The sequence below is a fragment of the Lacrimispora amygdalina genome (assembly GCF_003432035.1).
Lineage (GTDB): Bacteria > Bacillota > Clostridia > Lachnospirales > Lachnospiraceae > Lacrimispora > Lacrimispora amygdalina.
In genome coordinates this window covers 1-20,275 of the sequence record NZ_QOHO01000027.1, presented here as the reverse complement: position 1 = coordinate 20,275, position 20,275 = coordinate 1, and the positions used below count along the sequence as shown (strand labels likewise).

The 20,275-nt window shown below is 41.0% G+C and carries 15 protein-coding genes; 13 read left to right on the top strand and 2 right to left on the bottom strand.

Annotated features, from left to right (window positions below; genetic code table 11):
* Positions 1-8: 8 nt before the first annotated feature.
* The 6 genes from DS742_RS28785 (at position 9) to DS742_RS09580 (ending at position 11,537) form a co-directional block, all read left to right on the top strand.
* Complete coding sequence (locus tag DS742_RS28785) at positions 9-167, top strand: hypothetical protein (RefSeq protein ID WP_170313414.1); 159 nt, start codon at positions 9-11, stop codon at positions 165-167.
* Positions 157-1,089, top strand: a complete 933-nt coding sequence (locus DS742_RS09600) for an ACP S-malonyltransferase (RefSeq protein ID WP_117416782.1) — start codon at positions 157-159, stop codon at positions 1,087-1,089. The genes DS742_RS28785 and DS742_RS09600 overlap by 11 nt, the downstream gene beginning before the upstream one ends.
* Before the next feature lie 252 nt (positions 1,090-1,341).
* A complete protein-coding gene (locus DS742_RS09595; protein ID WP_170313413.1) occupies positions 1,342-7,461 on the top strand; it encodes a glucoamylase family protein in 6,120 nt (2,039 codons plus the stop codon).
* Between the two features lie 5 nt (positions 7,462-7,466).
* Positions 7,467-9,860: a glycoside hydrolase family 94 protein gene (locus tag DS742_RS09590; RefSeq protein ID WP_117416780.1), complete on the top strand. Its 2,394-nt coding sequence runs from the start codon at positions 7,467-7,469 to the stop codon at positions 9,858-9,860.
* Positions 9,861-9,898: 38 nt separating this feature from the next.
* A complete protein-coding gene (locus DS742_RS09585; protein ID WP_117416855.1) occupies positions 9,899-10,516 on the top strand; it encodes an HD domain-containing protein in 618 nt (205 codons plus the stop codon).
* 151 nt (positions 10,517-10,667) lie between these two features.
* A complete protein-coding gene (locus DS742_RS09580) occupies positions 10,668-11,537 on the top strand; it encodes a PhzF family phenazine biosynthesis protein (protein ID WP_117416779.1) in 870 nt (289 codons plus the stop codon).
* Positions 11,538-11,642: 105 nt separating this feature from the next.
* Here DS742_RS09580 and DS742_RS09575 read toward each other — a convergent pair whose 3' ends face one another.
* Positions 11,643-12,023, bottom strand: coding sequence for a carboxymuconolactone decarboxylase family protein (locus tag DS742_RS09575; RefSeq protein ID WP_117416778.1), 381 nt, complete (start codon positions 12,021-12,023; stop codon positions 11,643-11,645).
* Positions 12,024-12,118: 95 nt separating this feature from the next.
* On the opposite strand from DS742_RS09575, the gene DS742_RS09570 reads away from it, so the two are divergent.
* The 3 genes from DS742_RS09570 (at position 12,119) to DS742_RS09560 (ending at position 14,615) form a co-directional block, all read left to right on the top strand.
* Entirely contained in the window at positions 12,119-12,475 is a 357-nt protein-coding gene (locus tag DS742_RS09570) for a MerR family transcriptional regulator (protein ID WP_117416777.1), read from the top strand.
* A 30-nt stretch (positions 12,476-12,505) separates the two neighbouring features.
* A complete protein-coding gene (locus DS742_RS09565; RefSeq protein WP_117416776.1) occupies positions 12,506-13,030 on the top strand; it encodes a dihydrofolate reductase family protein in 525 nt (174 codons plus the stop codon).
* 199 nt (positions 13,031-13,229) lie between these two features.
* Entirely contained in the window at positions 13,230-14,615 is a 1,386-nt protein-coding gene (locus tag DS742_RS09560) for an MmgE/PrpD family protein (protein ID WP_117416775.1), read from the top strand.
* A 57-nt stretch (positions 14,616-14,672) separates the two neighbouring features.
* Here the strand turns inward: DS742_RS09560 and DS742_RS09555 are convergent, their stop codons facing one another.
* Positions 14,673-15,641, bottom strand: a complete 969-nt coding sequence (locus DS742_RS09555) for a LysR family transcriptional regulator (RefSeq protein WP_170313412.1) — start codon at positions 15,639-15,641, stop codon at positions 14,673-14,675.
* A 173-nt stretch (positions 15,642-15,814) separates the two neighbouring features.
* Between DS742_RS09555 and DS742_RS09550 the strand changes: the two genes are divergently transcribed.
* From DS742_RS09550 to DS742_RS09535, 4 genes are read left to right on the top strand one after another with little or no spacing between them, the layout of a single operon-like run.
* A complete protein-coding gene (locus DS742_RS09550) occupies positions 15,815-16,387 on the top strand; it encodes a DJ-1 family glyoxalase III (RefSeq protein ID WP_117416773.1) in 573 nt (190 codons plus the stop codon).
* Entirely contained in the window at positions 16,384-16,935 is a 552-nt protein-coding gene (locus DS742_RS09545) for a DJ-1 family glyoxalase III (RefSeq protein ID WP_117416772.1), read from the top strand. Before DS742_RS09550 ends, DS742_RS09545 begins: the two co-directional genes overlap by 4 nt.
* A 22-nt stretch (positions 16,936-16,957) precedes the next feature.
* Positions 16,958-18,823 (top strand): beta-glucoside-specific PTS transporter subunit IIABC, encoded by a 1,866-nt coding sequence (locus DS742_RS09540; RefSeq protein ID WP_117416771.1) that lies wholly within the window; start codon positions 16,958-16,960, stop codon positions 18,821-18,823.
* 12 nt (positions 18,824-18,835) lie between these two features.
* Positions 18,836-20,251, top strand: coding sequence for a 6-phospho-beta-glucosidase (locus tag DS742_RS09535; protein WP_117416770.1), 1,416 nt, complete (start codon positions 18,836-18,838; stop codon positions 20,249-20,251).
* Positions 20,252-20,275: the final 24 nt, after the last annotated feature.

The following is a 20,275-nucleotide window of genomic DNA, read 5'->3' as shown; positions in this document are numbered from 1 at the left end:
AGAGGAGTGTGGATGTGGTGTTTAATGGAATAAAACTGTTATTGATGTGTGCCACTGCTATCATGTTATCTTCCGTCAGCTGGTTTGTATGGAACAGGCGGACAAATAAAATCTATTTTAAAATCAACGAGGACCAGAAAGATATAGGAGACAGAAGTGGAACGTAACCTTGAAAAGAAAAACAATATGGCAATGATGTTTGCCGGAATCGGTACGGATTACCGGAAGGCAATCCATAAAATTCCCGAGAAGGAAAGAAAAAGAATCCGTCAGCTGTCAGCCGTATTAAAAGACAGATATGAACTGGATATTGATGCCTATCTTAATGGCGATCCCCTGGATACGGAAAATAATTTCTATAACTGGCTGACGATCTATACCTGTGATTATACCATGTATGAGTGGTATGTCTCCCACGGCGCCGTTCCTAACTATCTGATTGGGTACAGCATGGGACTCATAACAGCACTGGCTTGCAGTCATGCCATTACGTTTGAGGATGGGGCTTTTTTGCTTTATGAAATCAACCGGAAAGAAAGTAAAAAAGAGGGTATGGCAACCATCATCGGATTTGAAAAGGATGAGCTTGTTCAGATTATAAAGGACAGCCAGTGTGAGAACAAGGTGTTTATCGCCTGCGAAAATAATCCCTATTGCTTTGGAATTTCAGGATATGAGAATTTCATTCAGTCGGTATGTGATTTGGCAGCAGAGAGGGGGGCGCTCAATATTTATACCATTGATTCCAAATTTGCATTTCACACTCCCCTGTATCATATACCGGAGAGGGATTTGTCGGTCAGCGCAGCGAAGATCAAAGTGGTTGATTCCGCTATTCCTGTGGTGTCAGCCATCGATCAGAGCATTTTATGGAAAGCTGACGATCTTTCGGAGGAGTTGATACGAAACATGTACAGCACCGTGAAGTGGGGAAAATTAATTTCCTCACTCGCCCAGTCAGGAACCAGACATTTTATTGAGGCAGGACTTGGGAAGGGATTGACTAAAATCTCAAGATCCATGGAAGATGCCTGCCGGTTCGATACTTTTGACACCATATGCAGGGAAAATGTGACCACTTTAATATAGTAACTTAAGCCTTATTTACGAAATAATGGCAAGATTAAATGGACTGTAAGAGTTAAAAGAATGAGCAGGTTGAACCTTATTCATGTAATAAGGTTTTATCTGTTCATTCTTTTTCATTTTTTCTTTTTCAGGATAAAAACTATAAAAAATGTAACAATATAATATTGTGCTGTTTTTTTATAAAAATAGGCAAGCTAACTAAAAAAGATGACATTATATTTGAAGGATTTCTTAAATAAGGAGGAGCTTCTATTGCAGATCTTTCTGGATAAAATTAATTTTAACATAAATTCACCGTTTCTGCCGGTCATTTTATTAATTCTGAGTTTCTTAATCTGCCTGATTCTGTTTCTGTTATATTACCGGCTTTACCATTTTAATAAGAACGTGCGTTTTCCGTCCTGCTTTCAGGAAACAGGAAATAAGCCGGGGCCGGCTGAATGGGAGAAGCAGATGTTTGAGCTGGCAGAAGGACACAGTCAGGTGAGGCTGACCGGGAACAGCTTTGTTCTTAATGATTACAATCAGGCTGCTTATAAAAAACTCAATAAGATCAGAGACACGATCTCTGCTCTGTCTCCAGGCATCATTTCCCTGATACCGGCTGCACGCTGGCTCTATGATAATTTCCAGATGATGTACAGGGAGATGAAAAAAGTACGTACTTCCGGAACGAGCTATGCTGTATTGCCAATTCTGAAGGTAAAAGAATACTATAACTTTCCCCGGATCTATGTTGTAGCGAAAAAGATGGTGTCTCTTACCGGCGGACATCTGAGTGAAGAAAACATCTCAGTGATGCTGACAGCTTATCAGCAGAAGATAGCACTTACAGACAAGGAGATCTGGGTTCTGCCGGAAATGCTGGGCTTTTGCATTCTGGAAGAAATTATTGCAGTTGCAGATGAAATTCTTCATATGATTGAAGTGAAGTCCAGGGCGGAACAGTTTTTAAGGGAAAAGCTGGAGCGCAGCCAGGGACCGGCTGATTTATCAGCGCTTCTTTGCAAAACAGAGGACAGCCTTCCGTTTAACTACTCATTTCACGCTCATGTCATCTATCTGATGAAAAATATGTCCTTTGATGAGGCATCCATTCAAAGATACCTGGAATATCATTTTGGATCAAAGGACAGACAGGTGAGAAACTCTTCTGTATTCCAGGAAGAAGGAAAAATCCAGTCATTTCTCGAGACAAATATCAGGACGTTAATTGTCAGCTTAAGAGACATGAATGAGATCGATGAGGAAAAGTTTTTTGAAAAATACTCCTGTCTGGAGCAGATTTTGTCCCAGGATCCGGCAGGTGTCTATTCAAATATGGATTTGGAATCCAGAGGCATGTACCGCGGAATAATTGTGAAATTATCTCTCCGTTACCGGCTGATGGAAGAAAAGATTGCAAAAGACTGCCTGGAACTGGCAATACAGGGACGGGAAGGTCTGCATTGTTCCCATCATGTGGGGGCCTATCTGTTAGGAAAGGGATATCCGGTTCTAAAAGCAAAGGCATTGGGAAAGCCGATTCCCCTAAGGATTAAGAAAAAATGGAATGCAAAAGGTTTTCTTTATTTCTTATCCCTGTTTCTTATGTTTCTGGGGCTGGGAGCATGCCTGCTGTGTGCGTTTCGGACACTTGGAAAAATGCAGACGGTAAGCCGGTCTGTGATTATCCTGCTGGCGGTCATGCCGCTGTTGACCGGCATTTCCATGGAAATTATTAATTTCATTTTCACCAGAAGAATAACGGTTAGAAAAATTCCGGCCCTTGATTATCTTAAGGAGATCCCGGAAGATGCAAGAACCTTTGTAGTCATGCCGGTCATCGTCTCCTCAAAGGAACAAGGGCTGGAATACATGGAGCGTCTGCAAAAGCATTATCTCGCAAACCGGCAGCCAAACCTCTTTTTTGCATTGCTCCTTGATTTTGAAGATTCCGGGGACCAGTTCATGCCAAAGGATGATGTAATCCGCAATGCCCTCGCTGCCCGCATGAATGAACTGAATGAACTCTATCCGTCAGAGCATCAGCGCTTTTCCCTGTTTTTCCGCTGCCGTAAATGGAATGAGGCAGAGAACTGTTATATGGGCTGGGAGCGCAAGAGAGGAAAACTGGAAGAGTTCAATAATCTCTTAGACGGTACAGGAAAAGAGAATACCACTTTTTCCGATGTTTATTGTGAGGAACAACTGCTTACCACCTTCCGGTATGTGATTACACTGGATGCAGATACGAATCTCATTCGTGACAATGCGGCAAAACTGGTGGGGTTAATTGATCATCCATTAAATAAACCAGTTCTGGATCCGGCAGGTCAGAAGGTTTTGGAAGGTTATGTCATCATTCAGCCTTCGGTTAGAAACCACATTCCGGATAGAAATGGCAGCAGATTTACAAAAATTTTCGGAGGAGAATCTGGTCTTGCACATTATGGAACCGTAATATCAGATATTTATCAGGATATTTTTAATGAAGGGATCTATATCGGGAAGGGTATCTATGACAGAAAAGCCTTTCGCACGGTGCTTCATAATAAAGTACCGGAAAACCGCATACTCAGCCATGATCTTTTTGAGAGCTGTTATGCACGGACGGCTTTCTCCAGTACAGCTAAGATTATGGACAATTTTCCCAACAGCGTTTTATCCTTTACGAAAAGGGAGCACCGGTGGCTGCGCGGCGACTGGCAGCTTCTGCCATGGCTGTTCGTGAATAAGACGGGGGATGGAAGAAGTCTGAGCCTGTTATCGAAATGGAAGATTTTTGATAACCTCAGACGCAGCCTGGTTCCTTTGAGCAAAACCTTGTTTGTATTGCTGAATCTGCTATGGATGCCAGAAGCGTTTTATCTTTGGCTGCCTCTTGTTTTCTTTAATGATCTGTTTAATCTGGTTATTTTATTATTTGCTGTGGGTACCCAAAAGCTTATCCGGCCAAAGCTTGCGATAGTGTATAAGGGCTTTTTAAAAGACCTGGCTGTGATGTTGATAAGAGCATTCCTGGAGTTTACGATTACACCCTATCGTGCTTATGTTGCACTGGATGCAATCGTCAGAACCCTGTACCGGATTTTGATCAGCAAAAAAAATCTGCTTCGCTGGAATACGGCAGAGGCAGTGGATGCTTCTGTCATCAATACCAGAAAAGGTTATTTTCTCACCATGTGGAGTTCCCTCCTCCCGGCATTTTGTCTTTTATTCATCTTATGTTCGGGGAATCTGCCCCTGCCGGGAATGATTTTAGCAGCGCTCCTCATGGCGGACTGGTTTCTTGCTTCTGAAATTGCTTATGGGATCAGTCAGCCGGAAAAGAAGCTGCATCAGCGGGATCATGCAGAGGATAAGGAACTGCTTATGGATACTGCCCGCAGGACCTGGCAGTTTTTTAAAGAATTTTCCACAAAGGAAAATAACTGGCTTTGTCCGGATAATTATAAGGTTTCAAAGGTTGAAAAAATCAGCGATAAAACATCGCCCACCAATATCGGACTTCAGTTTCTGTCAATTCTTTCAGCCAGAGATCTGGGATTTGAGACTTTAAGCTCCACAGTGGAGGCAGCAGAAAACCTGATGGAGACGGTACAGAAAATGGAAAAATGGAAGGGACACCTTTATAACTGGTATCATATTGAAACGCTGGAGGTGCTTAATCCTGCTTATATATCAACGGTGGACAGCGGTAATTTCTGGGGTCATATGATTGCCCTGAAAAACGGCCTTCTGGAACAGATCGGCAAGCCGGTCTGCCCCGATGATTTACTTTCAGAACTCAGGATAGCAATAAGAAACAGCAATGAAGAGATAAAGCAAAGAACAGGAAATCCATCCGAAAACAGCCTTAGGACAGGATACCAGAAGATAGGGGAACTGATCGAAGACCTTGCAGATATATGGGAAAATTTAAACGAGAGAGAACTGAAACCGTCTTCCGGTTACCGCATGACCAGACATTTAATGAACCTCATCGACAGTATTGTGAATGAAGCTTCGGCTTTAAAGCTAAAAGAAGAACTGCTTTCTTCTTATCCCACATTATGCCGCATCGCGGCAGAGGATAATAAATTTGCAAACAGCATGATTGACCGGATCAGAAAACTGTGCAGTAAAATAGACAGCATGATGGCAAATGTTGATTTTCGGTTTTTGTTTAATGAAAAGAGAATGCTGTTTCATATAGGATATCATGTTTCCTCACATACGCTGGATGAGGGCTGCTACGACCTGATGGCATCGGAATCATCGCTTACAAGTCTTCTTGCTGTAGCAATGGGAGAAGTGCCTTTAAAACACTGGTATAAGCTGGGAAGACCGCTGACTGTAGTAAAGGGTATTCCATGCTTTGTATCCTGGAGCGGTACGATGTTTGAATTTCTGATGCCAGGACTTGTACTAAAGGAATATGAAGGTTCTGTCTATGAACAGACCTCCAGGGCAGCGGTACTCCAGCAGATGAAGTATGCAAAGGAGGCAGAAATCCCCTGGGGGATATCAGAATCCCAATATTACCGTTTTGATTTAAATGCGAATTACCAGTATAAAGCATTCGGTGTTCCAAAGATAAGGCTTCAGCCGGTCCGGAAAAATTCCCTGGTAGTTGCACCCTATGCAACAATACTGGCACTGGATACTGCAGAAAAGGAATGTATCAGTAATTTAAGGAGGCTGAAAGAATTAGGGGCTTTCGGCGATTACGGTTTTTATGAATCCGTTGATTTTAATGTACCAAACTCTGTGGAACTGACACCTTACTGCATTGTAAAATCCTATATGGCACATCATCAGGGGATGAATCTGGCAGCAATTAATAATTACCTCAATGAAGGGATTCTCCGGGAACGGTTTCATGCGGAAATGATGATAAAGGCCACGGAAGTTCTGCTGGAAGAAAAGCGCCAGTCATATTTGATTTCCATTGCAAGACAGGGGTATACGATTAAAATCGGAAAGTCTCTATTTACAGAAGACCGTTACAATGACCGTTATATCAGTCATGCAGGTGAAAACCCGCCGGTTGTAAATTATCTGTCAAACGGGAAGTATTCCCTGATGATTACTTCAGATGGGGATGGCTTCAGTAAATATGAGGACCGTATGCTTTACCGCTGGAGATCAGATATTTATGAGAATACAGGTAACTATATCTATATCAAGGATATGAAGCAGGGGAAATACTGGAGTGCAGCCTATCATCCCACCAGTACAGAGCCGGATGATTACCAGGTGGTATTCAGCCCGCACCAGGCGGAATTTAAACGCAGGGATGGGGATATCTCGACGCATATGGTTGTCAGTCTGGATGCGGATCACAATTTTGAGATACGCAAGATCACATTAACCAATCATGGAAATGAGGAAAAACAGCTGGAAGTGACCAGTTATATGGAAGTGGCAGATGATACCCATATGGCAGAGATCAGCCATCCGGCGTTTAATAAGCTCTTTCTTGAAAGTGAGTATTTAAAGGATCAGGATATTTTTCTGACCAAAAGGCGGCAAAGGAAAGAACCCGACAATCCTTATGTGATGCATATGGCAAAAACCAGTGCTGTATTAAGTCAAAAAATAGAATTTGAAAATGACAGAAAACGATTTATCGGCAGGAACAATACTCTGGAAAATCCCGATTCTGTAGTTAACAGCACTGCCTTTTTTAATGATTCAGGTTTTTGCAACGATCCGATTATGAGCCTGCGGGGACGGCTGAGTATCGGAGCAGGTGAATCAGCCTGCATATCTTTTATTACCGGTGTGTGCAGCAGTAAAAAAGAGGCAGTAAAAATTGGGGAGGAACTGAATGTAAGTTACCGGATTGATGATATCCTGGAAAAGTTCCGGCTTCAAAGCAACCTGGAGCTGAAGTATCTGGAGATTACCAGAACGCAGCTGAATTCGTTTCAGGAAATGATCAGTCCCATCTTTTATCCTGCCGGCATTTACCGGGGACCCCATGAAAATATCAGACGTAATTTTAAGAATCAGAGTTTCTTATGGAAATTTGGCATATCCGGAGATAATCCGATTCTTCTGTTAATGGTAAAGTCTATGGAAGAGGAACGGACGATAAAGGATGTACTAAAAGCGTACGAATACTTGAGAGTCAATCTTGTTATGGTAGATCTGGTTATCCTTATTGATTCCAAATATGGGTATCTTCAGGAGGTAGATCAATTAATCAACGATCTGACAAGCTCCCTGCGTATTTATGATTCCGGAAGCGGGAAGCCAAGTTTCTTTACACTGCACACGTATGAGCTGCTCCCTGCAGAGATTGATTTGCTGTATACGGTAGCACGGGTGGTATTTTCAGATAAAACAGGAATTTATTTTACTAATGTAAAGGAAAATCAATTGGAGCTGCTGGAGGAATATTAAGTCTTATGGAAACTTATGAATTTTTTAATGACTTCGGGGGATTTGTCTGTGATGGCAGAGAATATGAAATTCTGCTTGACGGAAATAACAGGCCGCCGGCACCCTGGATTAATGTTATCTCAAACAAGAACTTCGGGTTCCAGATATCGGAGTCGGGCGGGGGCTTTACCTGGAGCATTAACAGCAGAGAGAACAAGCTTACTCCATGGTCCAACGATCCGGTCAGTGACAGAGCCGGCGAGGCAGTCTATATTCTGGATGAAATAACCGGAGAGGTTATAACGCCTATGTCTCTGGGAAGATCTGACAGGGGCATATACCGGGTGAGGCATGGTTTTGGATATAGCAGATTTCTTCATGAGGAATCGCAGATTGATCAGGAGCTGACTGTTTTCTGCCCTCTGGATGAATCATTGAAGCTATGGAACCTGACGCTTAAAAATCAGTCAGATAAAGTGAAATATTTAAGCCTCACCTATTATGTGGAATGGGTTCTGGGTACGCAAAGAGAGCAGACCAATCCCTTTATTCTCACCTCCTATGATAATGAACATGAATATTTGTATGCAAAGAACATTTATACCATGAACTTCCAAAACAATATTACCTACCTGTTCTCCAGTGAAACGATTGTGGGCTATACCGGAGACAGACAGGAGTTTCTGGGGCGCAGGGGAAATATCCGGGAACCCAGGGGAGCGGAGGTCAAACTCACCTGCAATACGGGTGTATGCTATGATTCCTGCGGCGCTATACAGGTATCGGTTGCAATTCAGCCCCAGGAGAGTAAAACTGTGGTGTTTGGGCTTGGGCAGAGCAGCAGTCTGAATGAGATAAACAAAATCAGAAACAAATACAGGGAGGCAGCTGCGGCACAACAGGAACTTGAAAGAGTCAGAGCCCGCTGGGACAGGTTATTAGGGACCATTCAGGTAAAAACGAAGGACAGGGCAGTTGATATTCTTGTTAACGGCTGGCTGCTTTATCAGACGTTATCCTGCCGTATTCAGGCGAGAGCAGGATTTTATCAATGCGGAGGAGCTTATGGATTCCGGGATCAGCTTCAGGATACCCTTTCTCTGCTTTTTACAGATCCGGGTATCCTGCGCAGTCAGATTCTGACTGCCTGCAGCAGACAGTTTGAAGAGGGGGATGTCCAGCATTGGTGGCATCCTCCCATGGGAATCGGCGTAAGGACGCGAATAACCGATGATTTGCTCTGGCTGCCTTATTGTACCGCTGCTTATATACGAAATACCGGAGATACAGCAATTCTAAAGGAACAGGTTCCTTATATCAAAGGTCCCGCATTAAAGGAGGACCAGCATGATATAATGTTTACTCCGGAAGTATCCGTGCGTTTTGAAAGTGTCTATGAACATTGTAAAAAGACCATTGACCGAACGTTCTTCGGAGAACATGGACTTCCCCTTATGGGGGGAGGCGACTGGAATGACGGTATGAATGAAGTTGGAATATTGGGAAAAGGAGAAAGTGTCTGGCTTGCCTGGTTTTTGTATACCGTATTAAGTGAGTTCATTCCTTTATGCGGTCTGGAAGGCGACAAAGCATACGGCCAGGAACTGGAGCAGAAGCGGGAAACCCTTCTAAAAAGCATTGAAGAACACGCATGGGATGGGGAGTGGTATCTGCGTGCCTTTTATGACGACGGATCGAAGCTGGGTTCCAAGGAAAACGACGAATGTATGATTGATTCCATCAGCCAGTCCTGGAGCGTTATCTCAAAAGGAGCCCGGGCAGAGCGGGCAAAGAAAGCGATGCAGTCGGCATGGCGTTATCTGGTAAGGGAAGAGGATGCTCTTTCCTTACTTCTGGCGCCTCCTTTTCATAAAACGAGCAAAAATCCGGGTTATATCAAAAATTATATCCCCGGGATTCGGGAAAATGGAGGTCAGTATACCCATGCAGCGGTATGGCTGGCAATTGCGGCAGCGATGCAGCACGATTATGACATGGCACAGACCCTGTTCACCATACTTAATCCGATTTACATTACGCAGAAAAAGAAGGATATGCTGCGGTATGAAAAAGAACCATATGTAATGACAGCTGATATATCCTTAAGCCCGCCCTACACAGGAAGAGGCGGCTGGAGCTGGTATACAGGTTCCGCAGGCTGGATGTATCAGGGACTGTTAAGCTGGTTTCTGGGTATTCAAAAAGAGGGGAACGAGCTGGTAATTGATCCGGCAACGCCTGCGAGTTTCGGCGATTTTTCCATCGAATACAAGTATGGGAGCTCTCATTATGAAATCAGGGTTGAGAGCAGAAGCAGGGGAAAGCTGACAACGGAAACGCTTACAGTGGATGGAAAACTGATTCAGGGAAACAGGGTTTTACTGGAAGATGATGGAGAAAATCATCTTATTATGGTATGATTAAAACCAGGCAGTTAATAAGCAGAAAGGCGGATTTTATGTCAGACAAAAATAATATGGAACAGCAGTTTAACCAAATAGACTTTCATCTGCTTCATGATGATTGTCCTTGTGAATATCTGGAACAGATCAGCCTGGAACCGTGGTTTTCTGATTATCCGTTTTCCATGCTTTTAAAACTGAAGGATACGCCCCAGTCACAACGTTACCATCCCGAGGGAAGTGTATGGAATCATACTATGATGGTGGTAAATGAGGCGGCAAAGCGGAAAAAGGAAAGTAAGTCAGAACGGACCCTGATGTGGGCAGCGCTGCTTCATGACATCGGTAAACCGGGAACAACAAAAATAAAAAAAGAAAAAATCACCTCCTATGACCATGATTTTAAGGGAGAACAGCTGACAGAAGATTTTTTATCCTGTTTTACCAGTGATGTTTCATGGATTAAGTCAGTTGCAAAATTAGTCCGTTATCATATGCACATTTTATATATTACGGAAAAGCTGCCATTTGGCAATGCCGGCAAAATGAAACAGGAAACGGATATCAATGAAGTTGCGCTGCTGGGGCTTTGTGACCGGATTGGCAGGGGCGGAAGTGATCCGGAATATGAAAAAAAAGTAGTCAGTAAATTTCAGGAAATGATGGGGAGATAGAGACTATTATTGTGTCTGGTAACAAACAGCTGAATTGTTCCATTGTATTTTCGTTTATTACCGGACACACAGGCCACATCAACCTGGCTAATGGGTCACCCAAAAGTATTAAAATATCTGGAATAAGCTGGAAAGGAACAGGAGTATTAACATGAAAGTAAAAGTATATAAATTAAATTCTTTTGCCAAAACGAAAGCAGGCGGTAATGCAGCAGGCGTTGTGATTGATGCAGATTCGTTAACGGAAAAGGAAATGGGAAAGATTGCTGCAATTCTTGGTTTCAGCGAAACAGCTTTTATATTGCAATCAGATGCAGCAGATTTCAGGGTAAGATTCTTTACGCCTAAAGAAGAGGTTGATTTATGCGGTCACGCAACAATTGCTGCCTTTTATACCATGGCATATCTGGGATTGTTAAAACCAGGTAAGTACAAACAGGAGACAAAAGCCGGAATTCTGGGAATTGAGATTAATGAAGATAATTCCGTTATGATGAACCAGTCAGTCCCCGTGTTTTCTGAAATAATCGATAAAAATGAACTTGCGGATTCCTTAAATATCAATGAATCGCAAATGCTGGGAGACTTGCCGGCCCAGATTGTATCTACAGGACTTCGGGATATTATGATACCTGTAAAAAATATTGAGATTTTAAATGCAATGAAACCGGATATGGAGAAGATCAAAATGATCAGCCAAAAATATAACACAGTAGGTTACCATGTTTTTACCCTGGAATCCCTGTATGGTGGGAAAGCCAATTGCAGAAATTTTGCTCCATTATATGATATTCCCGAAGAATCGGCAACAGGAACCTCAAACGGAGCACTGGGGTGCTATCTTTACCACTATGGCAAAATTAACAGCGGGCAGGAATCGAACATTGTATTTGAACAGGGGTATTCCATGAAAAAACCATCTGAAATTCTGGTTTCCTTATCGGTAAAGGAAAAAGAAATTCAGGAGGTCAGGGTTGGGGGCAATGCAATGAATCTGACTTTATCTGAAGTTGAGTTATAAAAATGATAAAGGGTAAAGAAACTACATAAATCCGGCTTCTGTGGTATAGGTTTTGCAGTAATTAATAAATTTCGCAAAACCTATACTTTTCATGTAATATGACGATTAAATTAATTTACGTTCACGAAAGACTTTTTTTGCTGTATTAACTGCATTCAAGACTTTTGGGAAACCAGTATATGGGATACACTGAAGGAATGTTTCTATAATTTTATCTGGTGTAATCCCTACATTTAAAGCACCATTAATATGTACCTCTAACTGAGGTTCACAACCTCCGGCAGTAAGAAGGCTGCTGATAGTGATCATTTCACGCTCTTTAACGGTAAGTCCATTTCTGGCATATATGTCCCCAAACGCAAATTCTATAATATATTTTCCAAGATCGGGGGCAATATTCTCAAGTGATTGGATTACCTGTTCCCCTCCTTTTCCATCAATTTCAGCTAAATTTTTTATGCCAGCTTCATATCTTGAATTATTCATTTCATTTTATCTCCTTCTGTTTTATAATAGTACTGTACTGCTTAGACTATAGTCTAAGTCAAGTTTTTTTCAATTTGTTTTTGGGAGGGATATTCATGACGATTGGAAAGCTGTCGGAAAAAACGGGAATCAGCACATATACATTACGCTATTATGAGAAGAAGGGATTGATAAAGGTGTCCCGGGACGCTGCCGGACGGCGTGTATTTGATGAGGCAGATGTGGAATGGATTCGTTTTATACAGCGATTAAAAGATACTGGAATGCTGTTGAGAGATATTAAACGCTATTCAAAGCTGCGTTACCAGGGGGACAGTACAATAGAGGAACGCATGAAAATATTAGAAGAGCATAGGAAGTATGTATCGGCAGAGCAGGAAAAATGGGAAAATAATATGAAACATCTGAATGAAAAAATTAAAATATACAGGAAAATGATTGATTTTAAATGAATTTAATTTTCTATGGAGAGAGGGATTAATATGAGTGTATTTTTTTATGGCTGCATAACTTTGGATGGCTATCTGGCTGATAAAAACCATAACCTGGACTGGCTGTATCAGACTGGAGATGTGGGAGAAACGGATTATGAGAGTTTCTACAACAGCATGGATGTTATTATTATGGGTAAAAAGACATTTAATGAACTAGAAAAGATGGAAAATATAGACAGTATTTATCCGACTACTGAAAACTATGTGATAACACATGCAGAAAGCTTATCAGCCAGAGGATTTGTTCCTGTCAATTGTGATATTGTTGAATTTGTTAAACAGATAGAAAAAGATAAAAATATCTGGATTGTCGGAGGCAGCACAATTATGGCTCCTTTGTTAGATAGTGATATGGTAGATAATATGATAATACAGATTGCACCTGTGTTATTGGGTACGGGGATACCGTTGTTTACTCAGAAGGAAGTATTAAAACGATTTTATTTGAAAGAAGTGAAACAGTACGGGCAATTCGCAGAACTAATATATTCTAAATTGCAGACAACGATATGATTATTTATGTTCCATTTACCTTAAGTGGGGTTCTTTCCCTTTAAAATCCCTGCTGTTTGCAAATAATAGTTACATAGTTGTAAATAACATATGCTTCGGAATTGAGGGCTGATCTGTTACTATATCTATAATCTTATTTTTGAGACTATTGTCAGATGGGCGAAATTTAATTGAAAAAACTAGACGAAGGATAGAGATTATGGATTATTTGATTTATGGATTAGCAGAATATGTGGTAAATCTATCATATGGAGATCTGCCTGAAACAGCGGTTGAAGCAGGAAAGCAGGTGATATTAGATTCTTATGGAAATTTGGTTTTCGGTCGTTATTGTGAAACAAGTGAAAAAATACTTAAATATGCAGAATTATCTGATTTTGGCATGAAAAAGGAAAAATCAGCCTCTTTTATAGGAGAAGAGGAGATTTTTACGGATTGTGAGACTGCTGTTTTTGCGCATACAATGATGGCAAGGTGTGCGGATTTGGATGATGGATACAGACATGCAATGGGACATCCTGGTTCAGGCCTGGTGCCATTATTACTTACAATGGCTCAGCAATACAAGAAGGATGGGAAAGAGATGATAACATCGGTTGTGGCAGCTTACGATATTTACGCCCGTTTAGGAGAGGCTGTCAATCCTTACATGTATAGAGAAAGAGGATTCGATGCGACCGGTGTATGTGGAGCGGTCGCAGCAGCAGCTTTAATATCTAAGATTATTGGTGCTGATGCTGAAAGGACAAAGAATGCGATGGGGATTGCCTCTTTGTTTACAGGAGGTCTGATTGAATATCAAAATGACGGAACTTCCGGTAAGATCATGTGCGGCGGCTGGGCAGCACTAACTGGTATAAGAGCTGTGAGACTTGCATCCTGTGGATTTACTGGTCCTGACGCAGCGCTTGAAGGGAAATATGGATTTTTTCAGGCTTTTAAGGGAACAAGCGGTCATTGCGAAACAGATCACGTGATGAGTAATCTTGGCAAAGATTTTAAGATTACTGAAATTTATTTTAAACGCCATGCATGCCAGAGAGGCCTGCATGCAGTACTTGATGCCATATTGGAATTAAGAGAAAGTTATGCGCTGACACCAGAACTTGTTAAAACAATTGATATAAGAACCTCATCTTTTGTACATCGTCTCTCCAATCCTTTCCCCCGGACAGCAGTTGGAGCGCAGGCAAGTGCTCAATTTACTTCTGCAGTAGCTTTAAAATATGGTCGTATGGATTCTGAAACGTTAATAGTTAACAGTTTCAATGATAACGAAATACAGAGACTGGTTAAAAGAATCACGGTTACTAAGGATGACGAAGTTGAGGAGTATTTAGATAAGAATCCAACACATTTTTGTGCTGCTAAAGTAATACTGGAGACATACAGAGGCTGTATATACAAAAAATGGGTTCCGGTTCCGCTGGGAGATGTGGAAACACCGTTTAACTGGGATATGCTGAAGGTAAAATTTGATCATTTAGTTGCCGGAACTCCAGGTGAAAAAACAAAGAATGAAAAATACGCACTGTTGAAAAATCTGGAAAAGGTTTCAGATATCAGTGCCGTATTCCGGTTGTAAAAAGCATTGGAGTGAATCAAAAAGTCACTCCAATGCTTTTTTCATACGGAAGAGATTCTATAAACTCTCTTTGGCACCAGGAGAATATGGAATACAGTATTTTTTTATAATTTTTTTAAAATCTTCCATATAGGATGGAAATTTTTTACTTTTATGATAAATCAGAGCAAGTGGATTTTCAGCCGTAAAGTTTGCAATAGGAAACACGTTTAAAAAAGAATCCGAAGAGCTGGATTCGTTTAACTGATTGATTCCTGAAAGATACATAGTCAGGCAAAAGCATGCCGCATAATCTTCTGCACATAATAGGTAATGTATATCTGGCTGAGTCAATTCACTGATGCAATTTAACGATATTCCAAGTTCGGCCAGATGACGGTCCAATAGTATCCGGGAGTTGAAGTTCCTCTTGTTTAGGACAAACGGTATTTCCTGTAGCAGACGCAGATCCACTCCTTTTTTAAACATGCTTTTATACTCCGTGTAGTTATCAGGAAAATATTTCTTTAAAAGATTATCTGATATAACAACATACATCTGTTCATTCAGAAGCACCTGATATTTTAGGTCGGTTGTAGTGATATTGCTTGTACCGGACAAGAACAGATCAAGGGAATTATCCAGGACCATTTCCTGCATTTTTGGTGAGGTTTCACGAAAAATATTTAATTCCACCTTTGGATAAAGGTCATGAAATTCTTTTAGCAGTTTGGGAACCAGAATGGAGTACCTGCCTTCGGTAATACCAAAATTAATAGTGCCGGATTTTGATTCTTTGATATCTATGAGTTGATTTTCTAAATTTTGTTCTTCCAGCTCAATTCTCCGTAAAGTTTCCAGCATAATCTTACCGGCAGGAGTTAATGAAAATTTTGGTTTTCGTACAAAAAAAGTAATGCCGTATTTCTCTTCCAGACTCTTGATATATTTACTTAAACATTGATGGGAAATAAAAAGGCGTTTTGCAGCACTGGTTATATTCAGTTCTTCTGATAAAACAAGAAAATAATTATAATTGTTTAACATGATTTTCACCCCCATTGTCTTATAGTGATGTCAGTTTAGCATAGAACATACATTTAATGCAACTAAAACTTACATACATAAAAATAATATGTGCTTTTCGGTTGCATATGATCATGCTAAACTAAGGTTAACAAAGATAGACCGATGGTATTTATAGATAGGAGGTAATAAAAATGAGCAGAGTGGCTGTTATTTTAGCGGAAGGATTTGAAGAAAGTGAAGCATTAACAATTGTCGACATTATAAGAAGAGCCGGCATAGAGTGCTCCATGATTAGTACGGCAGGAGAAAAAGTGAAAGGCTGTCATGATATTGTTGTCAGAGCTGATGAGATGATTAGTGAAGATATACTGGATTATGATATGGTGGTACTGCCAGGCGGATTGCCAGGAGCCGTAAATTTAAGAGATGATGACAGAGTCATTCAGATTATTGAAAAAATGAATCATGCCGGAAAGTTTGTATGCGCCATGTGCGCGGCTCCCATAGCATTGGCAAAAGCAGGTGTGCTGGAGGGGAAAGAGTTCACTGCGTATATTGGGTACGATGAGAAGATAAAAACAACTGGATCTTATAAAGAGGATATGGTTGTGGTTGACGGAAATCTTATTACCAGCCGTGGTCCTGCAACTGCTTATGCTTTTGCTTATAAGCTGGTAGATGTACTTGGCGGAGACAGTCTGGCAGTAAAGAACCGTATGGTTTATTTTAACTCATTTCATGAAGAACAGGAGGGAAACTCATGAATAAGATCGCAGTATTGATGGCAGAAGGATTTGAAGAAGGCGAAACATTAACAATTGTGGATATTTTAAGAAGAGCCGGACTTGTCTGCGATATGATCTATTTTGGAGATAAGCTGGTAAAAGGAATGCATGGTATGTACGTGGAGGGTGATAAAGCATTTGGAGAAGCAGTCAAAGAATATGACATGATTGTTTTGCCCGGCGGACGTCCTGGCGGACAGAATCTGAAAGAAAATCCGGAAGTTATAAAAATGGTTCAGTATTTCAACAATAACAACAAATATATCGGAGCGATGTGTTCCGGTACCGTAGTATTATCTGATGCAAACGTAATTGAAGGAAAAAAAGTGACAGGATATACCGGGTATGCAGAAAAACTGATTGGCGGCATCTTTATCAACGAAGTTGTTGTTGCAGATCAGAATATTGTTACCAGCCAGGGCCCTGCGACGCCATATCCGTTTGCGTATAAGATAGCAGAAGTGTTTGGAAAGGATACGGCTGTATTGCGGGAAAGAATGCTTTACAATTTTGCAGGTGGAAAATAAATCATATAACGGGAGAAGAATTATGAATAATGGGGAGTTAGCAAAAAAGATATTAGAAATTGTGGGAAAAGAAAATATTACGTATATCACTCACTGTGCTACCAGGTTAAGACTTAATGTAAAAGACGAGAAGTCTGTGAATCTGAAAGCGCTGGATCAGTTGGAGGGGGTATTAAAATCTCAGTATAAAAGCGGACAGCTGCAAATCATTATAGGAGCAAAAGTGCGAGGGGTATTTGAAGCTGTCAGTGAAATGGTTGATTTAAGTGAGAGTGGCATTGAAGTAAAGAGTGTTTCAGTTAAGAAGAATCCTGTTTCAAGAGTGATTGAAACGATCTCTGGTGTATTTGCGCCAGTGATTCCGGTTTTGATCGGCTGCGGTATGATAAAGTCTCTTCTTGCGATTATGACGGCTACCAAACTGATTGCAACGACAAGCGGAACTTATCAGATATTTAGTTTAATCAGCGATCTGATTTTTTATTTCTTTCCGTTTTTTCTTGCAGTCAGCGCAGCAAAGAAATTTAAAACCAGCGAATTTTTAGCGGTGGCTCTGGCAGGGGCATATATGTATCCCACAATTATAAACGGAGCGGCTGCTGCAGCAGAAACAGGAGTCAGAAGCTTAAGCTTTTTTGGTCTGCCTGTACTGCTTGTGAACTATAAAACAACAATTATTCCAATTATTATATCTGTATGGGTGATGAGCTATGTTTACAGGTACATAGACAAATTAATTCCTGATATGTTTAAAATTCTGTTTGTACCGATGCTGGTGCTGTTTATAATGGTGCCGCTTGAATTAATAGCGATTGGGCCGGTTGGGACATACATTGGTGTAACTGTAGCAAAGGTAGTAACTTATTTATATACTGCAAACGGCGTTTTAGGCGCATTTCTGTTCGGAACGTTTCGACCGGTATTAATTATATTTGGGATGCATTATGCAATAACACCTATTAATAGTCAGCTCATTGCCCAGTACGGATATTCCGTAATATCACCTGCAAATTTAACCGGAAACTTAGCGCAGGCAGGAGCCTGTCTGGCTGTGTTCTTTCTGTTAAAGAATAAGGCAAATAAATCAGGAGCATTAACAAGTGGTGTGACAGCATTATTTGGTATCACGGAACCGTCTATATTCGGATATAATCTGAAGTATAAGAAACCGTTTTTATGCGCTATGGTTGCCGGAGGTATTGGAGCTGCTTACATTAATTTCTGGGGCGGCGGCGCAACTGCATTGATTTTACCAGGATTATTAGCGCTCCCAACGTATATTGCCAAGAGCTACATTCATATTCTGATTGGTGTGGGTATCAGTATTGCTTTAGCTTTCATGGGAGTATTCATTTTTGGTATTACCGAAGAAGAAACACCTGAAGAGGGAGAGAAGCTGGCTGAAGTCAATTCCGTGAACCGTGTTTCAGGAACGGTTACTGTTAATTCTCCGCTGGAGGGATTTGTAAAGGATTTATCAGAAGTGAACGATCCCATGTTCTCACAAAAAATATTGGGTAACGGAGCTGCCGTTGAATCAGCGGATGGAAACGTATATGCACCTTTTGACGGCATAGTTGTATCTCTGTTTCCCACCAGTCATGCGATTGGTTTACGCTCGGAAGAGGGAATCGAAATGTTAATACACATTGGGCTGGATACGGTTAAGTTAGAGGGCAGATATTTCACTGCTTATGTAAAGCAAGACCAGAAAGTAAAGCAGGGCGATTTGCTGATCCGGTTTGATCAGGAGGAAATCAAGGCAGCAGGGTATGATACAATTGTACCAGTCATTATATCCAACACAGCAGATTTTAAGCGGGTGGAGCCGGTGGAGATCAACACAGCAGTGAATAAGGAACAGCCGCTGATTAATATTGAAATATAGAAAGAGGAAGACATGAGCAGATTACCAGATGATTTCTTATGGGGCGGTGCAGTTGCAGCAAACCAGATTGAGGGAGGCTGGAATAGGGGAGGCAAAGGGATCAGTGTCAGTGATGTCCTCACAGCCGGATCTCATGGAGTGGAAAGACAGATTACGGATGGGATTATTGAAGGGTTATACTATCCCAATCATGAAGCAAGCGGCTTTCATTCCAGATATAAGGAAGATATCGCTTTATTACACGAGATGGGATTTAAATGTTTTCGCACAAGTATTGCCTGGACAAGAATCTTTCCAAATGGAGATGAGGAAGAACCGAATGAAGAAGGACTTCTGTTTTATGATTCCATGTTTGATACCTGTCTGCAGTATGGAATCCAGCCAATCGTAACAATCTCTCATTTTGAGATGCCTTATCATTTAGTCAAAGAGTATGGGGGCTGGAGAAATCGTAAATTAATTGATTTTTATATGAATTACTGCAAAGCTCTCTTTATCAGATACAAAGATAAAGTTAAATATTGGCTCACCTTTAATGAGATTAATATGATTATCAGAAAGCCCTGGAAACCCGGTGGAATTAAGTTTTTGGAGGGAGAAAATAAGCTTCAGACCGAATACCAGGCCGCTCATTATATGCTTGTAGCAAGTGCAAAGGCGGTAAAGCTTGGAAAAGAAATTAATCCGGATTTTATGATTGGCGGAATGTTTCTCCATCCAACCTCATATGCTGCAACCTGTGATCCCGCAGATGTTATGGCACATGTAAAAAAGCTTCAGCAGGCTTATATGTTTTTGGATGTTCATGTGAGGGGAGTATATCCCCGCTCTCATTACAAATTTTTAGAGAACAATCAATTGGTTATTGAGACTTTGCCAGAGGACGCAGTTACACTAAAAGAAGGTGTTGTTGATTATATTGGATTTAGCTACTATTCCAGCTCTGTCGTAATGGCTGATCCTTCGAATCAGAATAAAAGTGAAGGAAATGAGATTAGCGGATATAAAAATCCTCTGCTAAAAGGCAGTGAATGGGGATGGCAGATTGATCCTGTGGGGCTTCGTATTACCCTGAACTGGTTATATGACAAATATCAGATTCCCTTGTTTATTGTAGAAAACGGGTTGGGAGCAGTGGATACACTTGAAGAAGACGGCGGCATCCACGATTCCTATCGCATTGATTATTTAAGAAGACATGTAGAAGAGATAAAAAAGGCTGTTTTTGAGGATGGAGTAGAAGTAATGGGTTATACCCCGTGGGGCTGTATAGATTTAATCAGTGCCGGCACTGGTGAAATGAAAAAGAGATACGGCTTTATCTATGTAGATAAGGACGACAAGGGAAATGGAACATTAAACCGATATAAAAAAGATTCGTTTTACTGGTACAGGGAATGCATCCGGTCAAATGGTGAAATAATTTAGTTTATGGTAGAAAAAAACAGTAAT

Bases quoted from the DNA above. Each gene is read 5' to 3' on its own strand.
- DS742_RS09555 (WP_170313412.1), bottom strand. From the start codon at position 15,641: ATGTTAAACAATTATAATTATTTTCTTGTTTTATCAGAAGAACTGAAT.
- DS742_RS09545 (WP_117416772.1), top strand. From the start codon at position 16,384: ATGAATAAGATCGCAGTATTGATGGCAGAAGGATTTGAAGAAGGCGAA.
- DS742_RS09585 (WP_117416855.1), top strand. From the start codon at position 9,899: ATGTCAGACAAAAATAATATGGAACAGCAGTTTAACCAAATAGACTTT.
- DS742_RS09560 (WP_117416775.1), top strand. From the start codon at position 13,230: ATGGATTATTTGATTTATGGATTAGCAGAATATGTGGTAAATCTATCA.
- DS742_RS09575 (WP_117416778.1), bottom strand. From the start codon at position 12,023: ATGAATAATTCAAGATATGAAGCTGGCATAAAAAATTTAGCTGAAATT.
- DS742_RS09580 (WP_117416779.1), top strand. From the start codon at position 10,668: ATGAAAGTAAAAGTATATAAATTAAATTCTTTTGCCAAAACGAAAGCA.
- DS742_RS09565 (WP_117416776.1), top strand. From the start codon at position 12,506: ATGAGTGTATTTTTTTATGGCTGCATAACTTTGGATGGCTATCTGGCT.
- DS742_RS09590 (WP_117416780.1), top strand. From the start codon at position 7,467: ATGGAAACTTATGAATTTTTTAATGACTTCGGGGGATTTGTCTGTGAT.
- DS742_RS09570 (WP_117416777.1), top strand. From the start codon at position 12,119: ATGACGATTGGAAAGCTGTCGGAAAAAACGGGAATCAGCACATATACA.
- DS742_RS09540 (WP_117416771.1), top strand. From the start codon at position 16,958: ATGAATAATGGGGAGTTAGCAAAAAAGATATTAGAAATTGTGGGAAAA.
- DS742_RS09550 (WP_117416773.1), top strand. From the start codon at position 15,815: ATGAGCAGAGTGGCTGTTATTTTAGCGGAAGGATTTGAAGAAAGTGAA.
- DS742_RS09535 (WP_117416770.1), top strand. From the start codon at position 18,836: ATGAGCAGATTACCAGATGATTTCTTATGGGGCGGTGCAGTTGCAGCA.